Below are 15,439 nucleotides of genomic sequence, written 5' to 3'. Positions count from 1 at the left end.
AATAGGCAGCTTTGAAACCCATTATAGCCATCAAGAAGCCTTAACTATGCGTTCCAGTCGATTTTTAATTGCCACTCTTAAAGAAACCCCTTCAGATGCAGAAGTCATCAGCCATAAATTGATGTTGCGTGCCGGTATGATCCGCAAGTCCGCATCCGGTTTGTACAACTGGTTGCCGATGGGCCTGCGAGTGCTGCGCAAGGTTGAAAAAATCGTCCGCGAAGAAATGAATAAATCCGGCGCTATGGAAGTTTTGATGCCAGTAGTACAACCTGCGGAACTGTGGGAAGAATCAGGTCGTTGGCAGCAGTATGGCCCCGAGTTGCTGCGCATGAACGATCGTCACGACCGCCCCTTTTGCCTCGGCCCGACCCATGAAGAGGTCATCACTGATTTAATTCGCAATGAAGTAAAAAGTTACAAACAGTTGCCTGCTAATTTCTATCAAATTCAAACCAAATTCCGCGATGAAATTCGCCCGCGTTTTGGCGTGATGCGCTCGCGTGAATTTATTATGAAAGATGCCTACTCTTTCCATAATAGTTTTGAATCACTGCAACAAACCTACGATGTGATGCATGCAACCTACTGCAGCATTTTCACGCGCTTGGGTTTGCAATTCCGCCCCGTATTAGCCGATACCGGCTCTATTGGCGGTGCTTTTTCCCACGAATTCCATGTACTGGCCGACAGCGGTGAAGACGATATCGCCTTCAGCAATGCCAGTGACTACGCTGCCAACATTGAAAAAGCGGAAGCACTGCCGCCAGCCGGTACACGCCCTGCTCCGCAACATCTGCTGCAAGAAGTAGCGACTCCCGGCAAACACAGCATCGAAGAAGTGTGTGCATTCTTGAAGGTCAGCCCCGAGCAAACCGTAAAAACGCTCATTGTATTAGGCGAAATACGCGCCGATAAAACCCAGCCATTGGTAGCATTGGTATTGCGCGGTGACCATGAACTCAATGAGATCAAAGCAGAGAAATTAACCGGTATCGCGGCCCCACTAACGCTGGCACCGGAAAGTCGCATTAAAGAAGAACTGGGTGTGGGTATTGGCTCAATCGGACCGGTAGGTTTACAAATCCCAGTAATTGTTGACCACGCTGCTGCCCACCTTGCCGATTTTGTTTGTGGCGCCAATAAAGACGGTTTCCACCTCACCGGCGTAAACTGGGAGCGCGATGAAAAAGCGCCATTGGTTGCTGATATTCGCAACGTAGTCACAGGTGACCCGAGCCCTTGCGGCAAGGGCACACTGGAAATTAAGCGCGGCATTGAAGTGGGCCACATATTCCAACTCGGCACTAAATATTCCGAAGCGATGAAAGCCAAAGTACTGGATGAAAATGGCAAAGAGCAAACCATGATTATGGGATGTTACGGTATTGGTGTAACTCGTGTGGTTGCAGCTGCCATCGAACAAAACTTCGATGACAATGGGATCATTTGGTCAGATGCAATTGCACCTTTCCATATTGCCATAGTGCCCATCAATATCAGCAAATCCGCAGCAGTCGCCAACAAGAGTGAAGCGCTGTACGCCGAGTTAACTAACGCTGGTTTTGATGTATTGTTAATGGACGACGAAAAAGCGCGTCTGGGCGGGATGCTGGCAGATACCGACTTGATGGGTATTCCCCATCGCATTGTGATTGGCGACCGCGGTTTGGAAGCGGGCAATATCGAATACAAAGGCCGTCGCGACGCAGAAAAACAAGAAATTCCAGCAACAGACATTGTTGAGTTCTTGAAAGCAAAAATCCAACTGTAATTTTTTGCTGGAACTTTCTCCGTTAAAAAAAGCCGCTGCTGCAGCAATGCACCAGCGGCTTTTTTTGGTGTCGCAACTCTATTTGGTCAGCGTGAATGCCTCTGGCGGTAATGCTGCTGATGTAATTTTCACCCAGGCAATATCACCATTAAACCAATGCACTTGATTCATGCGCGCACCGATAGAGGTTTTAGCATGCGCAGCAATGGGTAAATATTCCACCTGCCCGGTTAGCTCACGCACTCCATTTACGTAAGACACAAATTCGCCATTTTTATAAGTCACTGCAGCATGAGCCCACTGCCCTATTGGATGAACCTTATTTGGGTCTATCAAGGTAAACTGGGAAGTTTCAGATTTAATATAGGCATCCAAATACCACTGTTTTTTATCATTCAAACGCAACTCGATGGTAATGCGACGATTCGGATTATCCTCCGCTTCGATGTGAAAAAAACGCGGCTCCAGATTATTGGGATAGGCATCGGCGGGGTTAAAAAAAATCTCAATGGTAAATTCCTGTGCGTCACCTAATGGATTGGCATCCACCAATAAACGATCACCATCGCCATCAAAACGCACCACCTGATCCTGCCTGCTTTTCACTAACTCAGGATCACCAGAAATACTTACTTTTGCGCCGGCGATAGTTTCTAGCGAATTCACTTGCCACAAGGCAACATTATTATTGGGTGTAATTGACGGTACTGTACTTGTGCAGGCAAATAAAAAAGCAACACAGGGAATTGTTAATAATAAAGAAAATTTCATAGCAATCTGCAGCAATACCATTGCCGCTCCTCATGGTAGGGAGTTGACAAAAAGGGTTAACGAAATTGCCGAAAATAAATCATTTTTATAGTGAGGTAGATACTAACGAATAAGGGCGATACTGACCAGTCAATATCGCCCTTATCGCCTGACGCAATAACTATTTAATCGTCTTCGCCACTGTAATGCGCCTGATCCTGAACTAGCTGACGAGCTACATCACCGGGTGACCCCGTATTGCGCGCAAGCAAGCTGTAAGCCACAGGCACCAAAAACAAAGTCAAAACAGTGGCAACTATTACCCCCGCGATCACCACCGTGCCGATCACAAAACGCGTTTCTGCACCGGCTCCCGATGAAATAACCAAAGGAATTGCACCGGCAACTGCAGTTAAGCTGGTCATTAGGATCGGACGCAAACGGGCTGATGATGCTTCGAGCAGTGCATCATGAAATTCAACGCCACGGTCGCGCAACTGATTGACGAACTCAACGATTAAAATACCATTTTTAGCAGCGAGCCCCACGAGCATTAACAATCCGATTTGTGAATAGAGATTAAGACTGGAGCCAGTAACATACAGCCCCAGCATACCGCCAAAAATAGCCAACGGCACCGTCAGCATAATTACAAAAGGATGCACATAACTTTCAAACTGGGCAGCCAGCACCAGGAAGGTAATTAAAATACCGAGCAGGAAAATAAACATTACCGAGCTGCCTGCAGTTTGAAAATCGCGCGATAAACCTTTGTAATCCACCACCGCAGTTGCCGGTAGATGCTCACGCACCAGACCATTCAAATGAGCCAATGCATCACCCAACGCGAGATTGTCAGCCAGATTCGCCTCTATTGTTAATGAGCGCATGCGGTTGTAACGATTCAAACGGCTGGCATCGGCAACTTCTTTTAGTGTGACCAAATTTGCCAAGGGAATTAATTCCCCGCTGCGTTCAGAGCGCACATACATATTTTGCAAACTGGTAGTGGTGCGCTGCTCATGGCGTTCACCTTGCATGATTACATCGTACTCTTCGCCATCATCGATGTAGGTTGTCGCACGGCGCGAGCCCAACATCGCCTCCAGTGTACGCCCGATATTATTGACACTAACTCCCAAATCCGCTGCACGATTCGTATCAATCAATACTTCTATTTGTGGTTTGGTTTCTTTGTAGTCCCAATCGATTGCGGTTAAGCCGGGGTTATTTTCCTCTAACTTCTCCAGCAAAATATCGCGCCACTGAGCCAACTCGGTATAAGTACCACCACCCAGCACGAACTGAACCGGTTTTTGCGCTTGCGAGCCAAACCCCTGTCGCATTACCGGCGCCGCGGTCACGCCCGGTAAATCTGCCAACTTTTGCCGGATTTCCTCCATTACCACAAATGCACCGCGCCGCTCGCTCCAATCATTCATAACGGCAATGATCATGCCGGAGTTAAAACTTTCTACGGCACCAAAGCCCCGTGGTGCACGAACCATCAAGCGGTTGATTTCACCGGCCTCCACATATTTCATCATGCGGTTCTCAATCTCCGTCATGTACTCTTCCATGTAGGCATAACTGGCACCTTCCGGGCCATTCACCATGACAAAAAAAGTTCCCCTGTCTTCGCGCGGCGCATATTCAGATGGCAAAGTTTTAATTACATAAAACATCGCCAAAATGAGCAGTGCAAAAATAACGATAACTGGTTTGGTATGACGCAAACAAAAACGGATGGAATCCTGATAGCGCAAACGCAAACGCAACATTCCCTGATTAATTTTCTCAACCAGATTATTTTTGTTTTCATTGCGGGTGAGTACCTTGGACGCCATCATCGGCGATAAAGTAAGTGCGATCAGCGATGAGAAGGCAACTGCGGCGGCCATGGTGATGGCAAACTCGGAAAACAATCGCCCTATATCGCCCTTGAGAAAAATAATAGGCACAAAAATGGCAATCAACACCAGTGTGGTAGCGATTACCGCAAAACCCACCTCACGTGTTCCATCAACCGCTGCGAGCAGAGGTGTTTTGCCTTTCTCTTCAATATGCCGGACTATATTTTCCAGTACCACAATCGCATCATCTACCACTAATCCAATTGCTAAAACCAACGCAAGCAGCGTGAACATATTGACTGAAAAATCCAAGGCAGCAAGCACGGTAAAGGTAGCAATAATGGATACAGGTACAGCAACCGCAGGCACTAACATGGCACGGACACTGCCTAAAAATAAATAGATAACCAACACCACCAAACCAATCGCAATGGCGAGCGTGATGTACACCTCGTGAATAGCGCGCTCTACAAATACCGAGCTGTCATAACTGTCTTCCAGACTCATGCCTTTGGGTAAAATTGCATTAATTTTGTCGCGCTCGAGTTTTGCACCGCGCGCCACATCAATGGTATTTGCAGTGGATTGTTTAACAATACCGATCCCGACCTGGGTTACACCGTTGCCGCGAAATAAATTGCGATCTTCTTCGGTGCCCTTTTCTACTTTGGCAATATCCCCCAAACGGGTCAGGTGACCATCTTCACCGCGCCGCACCACAAGGCGACTGAATTCATCGACGGTGCGATAGGAGCGAGCCATGCGCACCGTAAATTGTCGCTCCAGGGATTCAATACTACCCGCCGGCAATTCGACGTTTTCAGCGCGCAGCGCGGCCTCCACATCATTGACGGTAAGATTGCGCGCCGCCAATTCACGGCGATCCAACCAAATGCGCATGGCGTAGCGCTGCTCACCACCAATACGCACACGCGCCACACCATCAATTACCGAAAAGCGATCGACCAAATAGCGCTGGGCGTAATCAGAAAGCTCCGGCATAGTCATATTTTCACCGGCAAAATTAAACCAGAGAATAACGTCTTCATCCGAGCTGACTTTTTGCACTTCGGGTGGGTCGGCCTCATCGGGCAAATTACCCAACGCACGGGCTACACGATCGCGAATATCATTCGCGGCGGCATCCATGTTATGGCCCGTATCAAACTGAACCACAATATTCGAAACACCATTTTCACTGGAGGATTCTATGTAGCGAATTCCTTCCACACCGGAAATACGATCCTCAATAACCTTGGTTACTCTGGTTTCAACAATATTGGCAGCAGCACCGGGGTAATTAGTGCGAATAGATACAACAGGGGGATCGATATTGGGATACTCGCGCAAGGTCAGCCGCTCAAAGGCAACTATGCCGAACGCGATTAATAAAATTGACAGCACCGAGGCAAATACCGGGCGCTTGATAGCAATATCCGAGAGCATCATGATGGTGGCCCTCAGTTATTTTTGGATTTAATTAAGTCAGACAGGTGTAATGCCTCACCCGTCTGTTCCGCAAAAGGTTTTTCTTCGGCAAGAACTTGCACTTTCTGTCCCGGACGAATTTTTTGTAAACCATGCGTCACAATTTTTTCGCCCGGATTTAATCCACTCAGCACTTCCACAGAGCCAGGCAAGCGTTCACCAATGGTAATTTGGCGACGCTCCACCACCGGACCATTTTCTGCATCCTGCAACACGAATACAAAATTGTTGCTGGCCAAAGGCACCAAAGCGGATTCAGAAATAACCAATGCTGTACGCGATGCCGCTTTTAAATCCACCAGCATTAACATGCCTTGTTTCAACTCATGATTTTTATTGTCCAACAGTGCACGCACTTTGATGGCGCGAGTCACTTCATCAATCTGGTTATCAATACTGACTACCTCACCTTGAAATTCCTTGTTACCCAAATCACGACTCTTCGCCACAATGGGTAGCCCGGTGGCCAAACTGCGCAGGTAAATAGCTGGCACAGTGAAATCCAATTTCATTTTAGAGTCATCGTTCAGGGTGGTAATAATATTACCTGGCGACACAAGCGCACCGACACTGACTTGTCGCAAGCCCACCACACCAGAAAACGGCGCAAGCAAAACGAGATCTTTTAAGCGCGATTCAGTTGCGTTGTAACGTGCACGCGCTGCTTCAAATTCGCGGATGCGCTGATCAAGCTCTGACTGCGAAGCAGCACCACGCTTGGCTAATTCGCGCACACGATCAAGTTGCTTCTTGGCTTCATCGGTATTGAAGCGCGCTTCTTCAAGCAGCGCTGACTCTTCGCGGCTGGTCATTTCAACCAAAATCTGGCCCTTCTCGACACGCTGACCATCGTCAAAATTAATACGGGTGATTTTTTTGGTTTCATTGGAGGTGAGAGTAATTGTTTCATTCGCACGCAAATCGCCTAGCGCTTCAATTGTGGTCGTGAGCTGCGCTGTACTTGCTGCTTGCACAATCACTTCCGTCGCAGCGCTCGCCGCTGGTTGGGCGTTTGCAGTGAGCACAAAAGCACCCCACACAACGCAGGTCATTGACATGCACAGTGAAGTTAAAAAAGCACCGCGAGTCCTGCACGGCATAAGGATTCTCATAGATTTCTCCCCGGAGAAAGGTATCGCAGAAGTTTAATTAGTATGGTCGCGACACCCAGTAAAGTAAGTGTTTGAATGCAATGTGACATGCCGATACGTAGCAAGATGAACAAAGGATGTGAAGCGCACAAGGTGAACAGACAAATTTAACATTTGTTTACAAAATCAGACGCTTAGAGACGATTAATCAACAGAATCCAAGGTGTGGAAGAAAAAACAAAGCCAGTGCCGGGCGGCACTGGCAATAAATTACGCTGCGCTGGGCACAAAAAAAATCGACGCAGAATTAATGCAGTAACGCAAGCCGGTAGGTGCAGGCCCATCGGTAAATACATGCCCCAAATGACAATCGCAATGACGGCAAACCACTTCAGTGCGATGCATACCGTGACTGGTATCCAAGTATTCACGAATCGCCACCTTATTGACCGGTGCGTAAAAACTGGGCCAGCCGCAACCGGCGTCAAACTTGGTGCCTGCATCAAACAGCAATTCCCCGCAGCAGCGGCAGCGATAATCGCCCGCGCTGAATTCCTGCCAATACTCACCGGTAAAGGGGCGCTCGGTGCCCTTTTCACGGCAAATGCGATACTGCTCCGGCGTTAATTTTTCACGCCAATGGTCGTCGTTGTATTTTTCGTTATCAGCCATAAGGATTTCCTTGACAGATCAACTAGTTAAGGTCGATTATTTGGGTGTTTTTCCACCGCAATCACGCACGACCGCATCCAAGGCATCTTACTGCAAATGAACCCGATTAAGAAATCCGACAAACTCAATGGAGTTTGTTATGACATTCGCGGCCCCGTACTGGAGCACGCTTACCGCCTTGAAGAAGAAGGCCACCGCATTCTTAAACTGAATATTGGCAACCCCGCCCCCTTTGGTTTCGCGGCGCCCGATGAAATTATTCAGGACGTTATTTACAACCTGCCCAACGCCGAGGGCTACACCGCCTCCAAAGGCCTGTTTGCTGCGCGCAAAGCGATTATGCAAGAGTGCCAGCGCATTCAAGTGCCGGGCGTGGAAATTGAAGATATTTTCCTCGGCAATGGCGCAAGTGAATTAATTGTGATGGCCATGCAGGCATTGCTTAACAACGGCGATGAAATTCTGGTGCCCGCGCCCGACTACCCCCTCTGGACTGCCGCCGTGAATCTTGCGGGCGGCAAAGCACGTCACTACTTGTGCGATGAACAATCCGACTGGTTCCCCGACCTCGCTGATATCGAGAGCAAAATCACCGATAAAACCCGCGGTATTGTGGTGATTAACCCCAACAACCCCACCGGCTCGGTCTATAGCCAAGCGGTGCTGGAAGCGATTGTAGAACTGGCGCGCCGCCACAACCTGATTATTTTTGCCGATGAAATTTACAGCAAAATTCTTTACGATGACGCCGAGTTTATCCCTATGGGCAGGCTGGCGCAGGACGTACTCTGCGTCACCTTTAACGGCCTGTCCAAAGCCTATCGCCTTGCCGGTTTCCGCTCCGGCTGGATGGTGATCAGCGGTGCCAAACACCGTGCGCGCAGTTATATAGAAGGTTTGGAAATGCTGGCATCCATGCGCTTATGCGCTAACGTGCCGGCTATGTACGCTGTGCAAACCGCGCTGGGCGGCTATCAAAGCATCAATGAATTAATTGTGCCCGGCGGTCGTTTGCGCGATCAGCGCGATGCAGCGATGAATGCGCTGGCCGATATTCCCGGCGTATCTTGCGTAAAACCACGCGGCGCCATGTACCTCTTTCCAAAAATTGATTTGGATATGTACAAAATCAAAGACGACCAACAGATGGTGTTGGATTTTTTGATTCAGGAAAAAGTATTGCTCGTACAAGGCACGGCCTTTAACTGGCCCAATCGCGATCACTTCCGCATAGTGTTCCTGCCGCGTGAAGATGACCTGACCAAAGCCATCCATCGTTTTGGCGATTTCCTGTCGCGCTACTCGCAATAATTGACAGTAAAATCGCAGCCATAAAAAAACCAGCTGCGCGCTGGTTTTTTTTATGGCTGCAGTTTACGCAGTGGGAATTTTATAAATCAGCAGTTTCAGTTGCTGCTCTGGGTCAACATCGGGGAAATCTGCATGGGGCTGTAACCGTTCAATAAATACCGCCTGTGGGCACTGCTCATTAAACTGCTGCTTTAAAAACCCCTCACTCAACTCCGGCGCATTTAAACAAGCCAGTACCAAACCTCCCTCAGGCATTAATTCCGGCAAGCGGCGAATCACCTTGGCGTAATCTTTTTCCGCTATAAAACTACCTTTTTGGTAGGAGGGCGGATCAATAATCACCAAATCATAAGGCCCGGGCTTTTTAACCCGACTCCAGGATTTAAGAATATTTTCCGCCACAAACTCACTTTTATTTTTTGCCAAGCCATTTAACTGGTGGTTGGCGCGCCCCAAATTTAATGCCGGGCTGCTCATATCCACATTCACGACTTTTTCTGCACCCGCCGCAATAGCCACTACAGAAAAGGCACAGGTATAGGCAAACAAATTCAGTACACGCCGGTTGCTGGCGTATTGCTCCAGCCACAACCTGCCCGGCTCCATATCCAGAAAAAAACCGCTGTTTTGTTGTTGCGCCAAATGCAAATTAAATAGCGAACCACGGCGACGCGCATAAATCACCTCGGGTAACTCACCCGATATAAGTTCACTGGGCGCTTGTGGCAAATAGCGATGCTGGACCAGCAGCACCGTGTGTTTACTATTAAAGAGCGGCTGTATTTGAAGAATGAATTGCTCCAACCAGGCGGCAGGCGGCGCTACAAATAAAGTTATTAAAATAACAGGTTGAAAATAATCCACTGTGACAAATTCCAACCCGGCATAACAGCGGCCACGGCCATGAAATACGCGATGGCTATCTATATCTGTTGCGGTGCGAATTTTTTCCGCAAGCAGTGCAAGGCGATCCACAATAATTTGCATTAACCTGCACCTTCTGTTGTATAACCCACTGGGTAGATAATCGTATCGCGATAACCGGTAATCACGGGCCAATAACCTACCAGCTGTTTATCCAACTGCGGATCATTGGTATCTACTAACAAGGGGCGACCATCGAGCGCCAGAATTTTTCCACGCGCGGCAATAATGTAAATATTGTCTTTGCCGATGCGCCGCACAATCGCCGGCGTAAATTGCTGGTTGCCACGTCCGAGAATATGCCCCTGACCACCAATCGCGGTAATAATTATTTTTACCTGGCCGGTAAAGTTGTCGAGCTGCTGCACTATTTGTGGTGCGCTGACATCCAGCGCAATTAATTTATTATTAAGTAATAAATCTACCCCCAGCAAACTACCCTCAAGCCCCAGCTCCTGCAAAAATAAATGGGTAGTTGAACCTGGGCCAACCAAATACAGGGTATCTGGCTGCAATTGATCGATCATTTCCTGGGCAACATCCAGCTGCGCCAATTCATCGCGCTCGGTTCCGGCATTTTTTACTTGCTGTAGATTCTGTGAATCCTCCGGCACCAACAAAGTGCCGTAAAAACGCGCGCGCACCTGGCCGTTGCGAAACGCTTCCTCGTCTATATCTTTTACATCGCGCTCGGCAATATTGACCAGCTTGCCAGTCAACAATTGTTTAAGAATTTCCCCCGCGGCTTCAGGCGAAATTGCATAGACACCTGAGTGCATTTTTACCCCGGAGGGAACCCCTAATACTGGCTGGGCTATCCCCACCACATCGGCAATTAAACGTGCGGTACCATCGCCACCGGCAAACAAAATCAAATCTGCCTGTTCATTCATCAGCGCCTGCGCAGCGGCGCAAGTATCTTCCGCTTCACTTGGGTTATTTTTTGCGACGCCGATAATACGCGGAATAAAACCGGCATTTTTTGCCGCAACTTCACCCATATCGCCCGCAAAACAAATAACTTCGATTTGCTGATTTAATTCACTAATGCTTTCCAGGGTGCGCTGCATACGCGCTGGCGCACGCTGTTCGGCGCCGCGCGCAAAAGCTTCAGAGCGAATTGCCTCACCATCGGAACCTTTTAAACCGACACTACCGCCCAAACCAGCGTAGGGGTTAATAATCACACCGAGTTTAAACACAGTTAAATCCTAACACTTGCAGCCACTGTCTATCAGCAGCACTGATGCCACTGAGGGCAAGCTGGTAATTGTGGAACTCGCGGCGCTTGGGGTAATGCTTACGCAAAGCATCAAAACCCTCGGCAAAATTTGCTTCGCCACAACGCGCTTGTTGGGCAAGATCACGCAGGCGAGCATCATCGGCCGCTATGTCGTAAACCTGTTTAATCAGAGCTTGGGCGATTTGAAAAATATCGCCACGTTGCACCAGTGTTTCACCAACTGTCAGTACATTATTTTCCAGTGGCGGAACTAATTGCGCGAGCGAAGTATCTGGTTTTTTATCGATGTGCTGACACAACGCCTGATAAATCATTTCTGTGCCGTTTAATTTTCCATCGTAACTATAACCAGCGATGTGTGGGCTACCGAGCAAAACTCTATCGAGCAACTCCAGTGAAATATCCGGCTCGGGCTCCCACACATCCAGCACAACATTTAAATCGTCACGCTCATTTAATACATCCAACAAGGCTTGGTTATCTATTACCGGACCGCGCCCGCAATTAATTAACACCGCCCCGGGTTTTAGTTGCAGCAATTCCGTGCGACCCAACAAATGAAAACTCGGATGAGAGCCGCTAGTTACCAACGGTGTGTGCATACTAATCACATCACATGCCAGCACCGCCTCCAGGCTGGTGAGGTCAGGGTTTTGCGCAAGGCTGAGGTTGGGGTCATAACAACGCACCTGAACGCCCTGCGCTTTAAGGCGTTTATACAGCAACCCACCTACGTTACCGCAGCCAATAATGCCGAAAGTCACGGGCAACCAATTGATATTTAAATGACACAAGGCAGCATAAACATACTCAACTACCGAGTTGGCATTGCAGCCCGGTGCACTCGACCATGCAATGGATTGCTCAGCAAAATATTGCTGATCCAAATGATCCACACCGATAGTGCAAGTACCAACAAATGAAATTTTGCTGCTCGCTAGCAGAGCTGAATTTACTTTGGTTACAGAGCGAACTATTAACGCATCTGCATCTTTAACGTCTGCCGCACACATAGTGCGCCCCGGCAACCGAACCACCTCCCCCAAAGGACTAAAAAACGCATCAACCAGTGGGATATTTTCATCCGCAACTATTTTCATAAGAACTCACTTATCGGAAACCGGGGGTTATAAATTCAGAATGCTTAAAAATCAGCCTGACATAAATCGATGGAATAAAATTTTTACCCATAGCGGTTGTGCTTTGGGGATTTAGCATATACCTTATATAGTGATGGTGACCTTAAAACCGTCGTCTGGGCATCGCTGCAAAGCGGTGACTCGCCTCACTTTAGGGGGTGGTATTATGAAGACCTCGCACACAGGCCACAACATGGATAATGTGGTTGATCTCTTCACGAAGAAGACTTACTCCGCGCTGCACGACGAGCGTTTTATCCGCCTCTCTCCTGAATTGGATGGGCTGGAAATGCTCTACTCCAACGATACCAGCTCCGACAAACTCTACAGCCTTAAAATCCTTTGCTGGGGCCTGCGTGCCAATGGTGAAGTGGTTGGGCTTGTGCCTTGGTTAAACGATATTGTTCCCTGCCCCGATCTGTGCGACCCACTTAACGGTCACTGGGAAGGATATTACGATCCGGGTATTGATGAGCTGTTCTTTGAAGCACCAATGCATAAAGTGATTGAGCTTGAGACTGCGGCAGAATACTACGAAGTAGAGTGTGAAAGTGGCGATGACGTTATTCAGGAATTGCCCGACACTATTGGTACTCATGCTGTATTGGCAACTGCGGATAGCAAGCGCTTGACGCTAGTTGAAGTGGTGAGTTGGAGCCTGCATTACGACGGTAGTGTATACGCCATGATCAGTGACCCAACCAAAGTAGTCAGTACACCTGTATTACCAGGCGATGACTCACTTTACGAGGCTCAAGCCAGTGACAATTTCCGTTACTTCTTCCAGCATCAGATAGCAAACAAGATCAAAGCAGAAGATCCCGAAGCAATGGCCGCTATTTCCTTACTGGTAGACGGTTTGCAATAAAAAGATCGATAGCTTGCGACAAAAAATAGTCAATGCATCAAGGCTGTAACTGCTTAAAAAAAACGCCGCATTAGCGGCGTTTTTTTATGGCTACCTGTTTTTGATGTGGCGCAATTATAACCAAACACGTAGAAAAAATAGTTTTCTACGCTTTGCGAATATAAAAAATATAATTTTTTTCCGTTTGCTGTTGTTCGATAAGTTCATGACCCAAAAATAAACAAAACTTTGGAATGTCGCGCAGCGTTGAAGGATCGGTGGCAATCACCTCTATCACACGCCCCGAATCAGTTTCGCGCATGGTTTTATGAAGCATCATTACCGGCTCAGGGCAGAGTAAACCGCAGGTATCTAAAGTTTTATCAATTTCTAAATTCATAGTTTTAAATCGTCTATAAATACACAAGCGAAGAACAGTGAAGTTGCTATGCTATCAATAATGGAAAAACGTGTAGGAGAAAATTTCACTACCGAGGAACCAGGTTCGATGTCTCGGAAACCAGCAGTAGATTATATGCCAACAGACTTTTTTAGCCGCCAAGCACTGGAACTTACGTTTCGTTTGCTGCGCAATAACAACCCTCTTTTGGCTCACGCAGTCAAACAAGCAATAGATACAATACCCAATGTTTCCTACGAAGATCTGCAATCTGCCTATACCGGCGAAATGTTACTCAATTCCCAGGTTCTGGATTCGCTCAAAGCACACACTATTGGCAAAATAGTATCGGTATTAACCGAGATTGGCGAGAGCGCGTTGCGTGATAAAAATCTTCCTCCGGGCCACATGACACTGCTGCGAACCCTTATTGAAGATTGGGTACAACTCACCGAATGGGTTTTGCAAAATACTGCAGCGGATCAAAATGACCGCACCTCTTATCATTAAGTTTTAAGCATCTAACAAAAAACCAGCTAGTGAGTTGGCGATCAACTTATCGCCAACTCACACGAGGATTAATACACTCGCAAATATCCTGTTACTTCTTCACGATCGTGATACAGCTGCTTAAATTGAATATCCAATTTAAACCCCGCCTTTTCCAACTCAGCGCGAATCCGCTCTTCACATTTTTTCACTTCGGCATAACGCTGCTTCATTGGTAGCTTCAAATTAAAAATGGCTTCGCGACAATGTTTTTTAGTGAACCAGCGAATAATCATACTGGTCACTCGCGCGGGTTTATCTACAATATCGCAGACCAACCAGTGCACTGGCTTTTTAGGTTCATATAAAAAACCGTCGGTCAAAATATGCAATACCTGCCCGGTTTCCAGCAGATTTTTATCCATAGGCCCGTTATCTACGGCCTCTACATACATTCCGCGCTGCACCAGCTGCCAGGTCCAACCACCGGGTGCTGCCCCCAGATCTACCGCGCGCATTCCTGAAGCCAAGCGAACATCCCACTCTTCTGCGGGAATGAAATGGTGCCAAGCCTCCTCCAATTTTAAGGTTGCACGGCTGGGCGCTTCTTTCGGTAAACGCAAACGCGCAATGCCCATGGGCCACTGTGATGAATTATAAATGGGACTAAAGCCCACATAAGCCTGAGTACCGGAGATAAATACCAAATGCAGACGCATTGGGCTTTTCGGGTAAACCAATTGGGCGGCTCGCAGCGCTTTTTCAAATGGTGCGGTGATTTTTTTACTTAAACCCGACAGCTCTTTACCTTCGTTGGTATCGACTGTCTCAATGATTAATTCGCAGGTTTTTGGCAAATCCGCCGCAGCCGCACAGAGGGGAGTCACGCGATCAGTAACCGGTAAATCATCAATTAAACCAGCGCATACAAACCATTGGCGAGCAAAAATCAATTTGCGAAAACCCAACAGCTTCATCAGATTGTCCGCACCATCCGGTTCGTGGGTAATAAAAAGTACATAGGCGCTATTGTCTTTGGTTTTACTGTAACCATAGATACCCAAACCAGCAGCCAGATCGGATATTTCCGCCGCACATTCTTTTTCAAATCCTGCGCGACAATGCAAAAATAAATGATTCACAATATTCTCATCATAAAGAGTAAAAAATTAATCGGCAGTATTATTCTGCGCGATAAGCTCAGCATCGTGACGAGTAAGCAAACTGGCGGACTCGGTCGAAAAATCAAACACCACCACTACCTCGCGACGCTTTAACAGTTTTTTAACTTGCTCAACTTTAGTTGCGAGCGATACTTCCTCTACACCGTAATCAGTACCGTCACGGGTAATAAACTCTTCTATCAGTCCTTGCAAGGTATCGCTCGATAATTGTTCATAGGGAATAATCATCGGCTTATCTCTGACTTAACAATAGGGGTTCACTCACAGCTTGTTC

General features: G+C 47.7%; 14 protein-coding genes. 4 read left to right on the top strand and 10 right to left on the bottom strand.

Annotation, left to right across the window (positions count from 1 at the left end; all coding sequences use genetic code 11):
• The first annotated feature begins 46 nt into the window (after window positions 1-46).
• Window positions 47-1,774 carry a proline--tRNA ligase gene (locus D0B88_RS10790; protein WP_151057094.1) on the top strand — a complete coding sequence of 576 codons (1,728 nt, stop codon included), beginning with the start codon at window positions 47-49 and terminating at the stop codon, window positions 1,772-1,774.
• Between the two features lie 78 nt (window positions 1,775-1,852).
• Here D0B88_RS10790 and D0B88_RS10785 read toward each other — a convergent pair whose 3' ends face one another.
• The 4 genes from D0B88_RS10785 to msrB form a co-directional block, all read right to left on the bottom strand.
• The gene (locus tag D0B88_RS10785) at window positions 1,853-2,545 is read right to left on the bottom strand and encodes a LamG domain-containing protein (protein ID WP_225318333.1); all 693 of its coding nucleotides are present in this window, start codon (window positions 2,543-2,545) and stop codon (window positions 1,853-1,855) included.
• Between the two features lie 164 nt (window positions 2,546-2,709).
• On the bottom strand, window positions 2,710-5,826 hold the full coding sequence (locus D0B88_RS10780) for an efflux RND transporter permease subunit (protein WP_151057090.1): 3,117 nt from the start codon (window positions 5,824-5,826) through the stop codon (window positions 2,710-2,712).
• An 11-nt stretch (window positions 5,827-5,837) separates the two neighbouring features.
• The gene (locus D0B88_RS10775; protein WP_225318332.1) at window positions 5,838-6,890 is read right to left on the bottom strand and encodes an efflux RND transporter periplasmic adaptor subunit; all 1,053 of its coding nucleotides are present in this window, start codon (window positions 6,888-6,890) and stop codon (window positions 5,838-5,840) included.
• 336 nt (window positions 6,891-7,226) lie between these two features.
• Window positions 7,227-7,628 (bottom strand): peptide-methionine (R)-S-oxide reductase MsrB, encoded by a 402-nt coding sequence (gene msrB / locus D0B88_RS10770; protein ID WP_007642428.1) that lies wholly within the window; start codon window positions 7,626-7,628, stop codon window positions 7,227-7,229.
• A gap of 96 nt (window positions 7,629-7,724) precedes the next feature.
• On the opposite strand from msrB, the gene D0B88_RS10765 reads away from it, so the two are divergent.
• Window positions 7,725-8,939 carry a pyridoxal phosphate-dependent aminotransferase gene (locus D0B88_RS10765; RefSeq protein WP_007642433.1) on the top strand — a complete coding sequence of 405 codons (1,215 nt, stop codon included), beginning with the start codon at window positions 7,725-7,727 and terminating at the stop codon, window positions 8,937-8,939.
• 63 nt (window positions 8,940-9,002) lie between these two features.
• Here the strand turns inward: D0B88_RS10765 and D0B88_RS10760 are convergent, their stop codons facing one another.
• Genes D0B88_RS10760 through D0B88_RS10750 form a run of 3 tightly spaced genes read right to left on the bottom strand, consistent with a single transcriptional unit; the run spans window position 9,003 to window position 12,206 of the window.
• Window positions 9,003-9,926 (bottom strand): class I SAM-dependent methyltransferase, encoded by a 924-nt coding sequence (locus D0B88_RS10760; RefSeq protein ID WP_151057088.1) that lies wholly within the window; start codon window positions 9,924-9,926, stop codon window positions 9,003-9,005.
• Entirely contained in the window at window positions 9,926-11,065 is a 1,140-nt protein-coding gene (locus tag D0B88_RS10755) for an ATP-NAD kinase family protein (RefSeq protein WP_151057086.1), read from the bottom strand. The genes D0B88_RS10760 and D0B88_RS10755 overlap by 1 nt, the downstream gene beginning before the upstream one ends.
• Window positions 11,058-12,206 carry a 4-phosphoerythronate dehydrogenase gene (locus D0B88_RS10750; protein ID WP_151057084.1) on the bottom strand — a complete coding sequence of 383 codons (1,149 nt, stop codon included), beginning with the start codon at window positions 12,204-12,206 and terminating at the stop codon, window positions 11,058-11,060. Before D0B88_RS10750 ends, D0B88_RS10755 begins: the two co-directional genes overlap by 8 nt.
• Before the next feature lie 205 nt (window positions 12,207-12,411).
• Between D0B88_RS10750 and D0B88_RS10745 the strand changes: the two genes are divergently transcribed.
• On the top strand, window positions 12,412-13,113 hold the full coding sequence (locus D0B88_RS10745; RefSeq protein ID WP_040392187.1) for a hypothetical protein: 702 nt from the start codon (window positions 12,412-12,414) through the stop codon (window positions 13,111-13,113).
• A gap of 145 nt (window positions 13,114-13,258) precedes the next feature.
• On the opposite strand, the gene tusA is transcribed toward D0B88_RS10745, so the two are convergent.
• Complete coding sequence (tusA, locus tag D0B88_RS10740; RefSeq protein WP_007642439.1) at window positions 13,259-13,492, bottom strand: sulfurtransferase TusA; 234 nt, start codon at window positions 13,490-13,492, stop codon at window positions 13,259-13,261.
• 60 nt (window positions 13,493-13,552) lie between these two features.
• Here tusA and D0B88_RS10735 point away from each other — a divergent pair, with 60 nt between their 5' ends.
• Entirely contained in the window at window positions 13,553-14,002 is a 450-nt protein-coding gene (locus D0B88_RS10735) for a hypothetical protein (protein WP_225318331.1), read from the top strand.
• A gap of 68 nt (window positions 14,003-14,070) precedes the next feature.
• On the opposite strand, the gene rlmM is transcribed toward D0B88_RS10735, so the two are convergent.
• The gene (rlmM, locus tag D0B88_RS10730) at window positions 14,071-15,123 is read right to left on the bottom strand and encodes a 23S rRNA (cytidine(2498)-2'-O)-methyltransferase RlmM (protein WP_151057082.1); all 1,053 of its coding nucleotides are present in this window, start codon (window positions 15,121-15,123) and stop codon (window positions 14,071-14,073) included.
• Between the two features lie 27 nt (window positions 15,124-15,150).
• A complete protein-coding gene (locus tag D0B88_RS10725; RefSeq protein WP_151057080.1) occupies window positions 15,151-15,393 on the bottom strand; it encodes a YheU family protein in 243 nt (80 codons plus the stop codon).
• Window positions 15,394-15,439 lie beyond the last annotated feature (46 nt).

This window comes from Cellvibrio sp. KY-YJ-3, assembly GCF_008806955.1.
GTDB lineage: Bacteria > Pseudomonadota > Gammaproteobacteria > Pseudomonadales > Cellvibrionaceae > Cellvibrio.
This window is presented reverse-complemented; position numbering and strand designations above follow the sequence as displayed.

What these genes read in the sequence shown, in the direction of transcription:
- D0B88_RS10790 (WP_151057094.1), top strand. Translation starts at nt 47, where the DNA reads ATGCGTTCCAGTCGATTTTTAATTGCCACTCTTAAAGAAACCCCTTCA.
- D0B88_RS10785 (WP_225318333.1), bottom strand. Translation starts at nt 2,545, where the DNA reads ATGAAATTTTCTTTATTATTAACAATTCCCTGTGTTGCTTTTTTATTT.
- D0B88_RS10780 (WP_151057090.1), bottom strand. Translation starts at nt 5,826, where the DNA reads ATGATGCTCTCGGATATTGCTATCAAGCGCCCGGTATTTGCCTCGGTG.
- msrB (WP_007642428.1), bottom strand. Translation starts at nt 7,628, where the DNA reads ATGGCTGATAACGAAAAATACAACGACGACCATTGGCGTGAAAAATTA.
- D0B88_RS10765 (WP_007642433.1), top strand. Translation starts at nt 7,725, where the DNA reads ATGAACCCGATTAAGAAATCCGACAAACTCAATGGAGTTTGTTATGAC.
- D0B88_RS10760 (WP_151057088.1), bottom strand. Translation starts at nt 9,926, where the DNA reads ATGCAAATTATTGTGGATCGCCTTGCACTGCTTGCGGAAAAAATTCGC.
- D0B88_RS10750 (WP_151057084.1), bottom strand. Translation starts at nt 12,206, where the DNA reads ATGAAAATAGTTGCGGATGAAAATATCCCACTGGTTGATGCGTTTTTT.
- D0B88_RS10745 (WP_040392187.1), top strand. Translation starts at nt 12,412, where the DNA reads ATGAAGACCTCGCACACAGGCCACAACATGGATAATGTGGTTGATCTC.
- tusA (WP_007642439.1), bottom strand. Translation starts at nt 13,492, where the DNA reads ATGAATTTAGAAATTGATAAAACTTTAGATACCTGCGGTTTACTCTGC.
- D0B88_RS10735 (WP_225318331.1), top strand. Translation starts at nt 13,553, where the DNA reads ATGGAAAAACGTGTAGGAGAAAATTTCACTACCGAGGAACCAGGTTCG.
- D0B88_RS10725 (WP_151057080.1), bottom strand. Translation starts at nt 15,393, where the DNA reads ATGATTATTCCCTATGAACAATTATCGAGCGATACCTTGCAAGGACTG.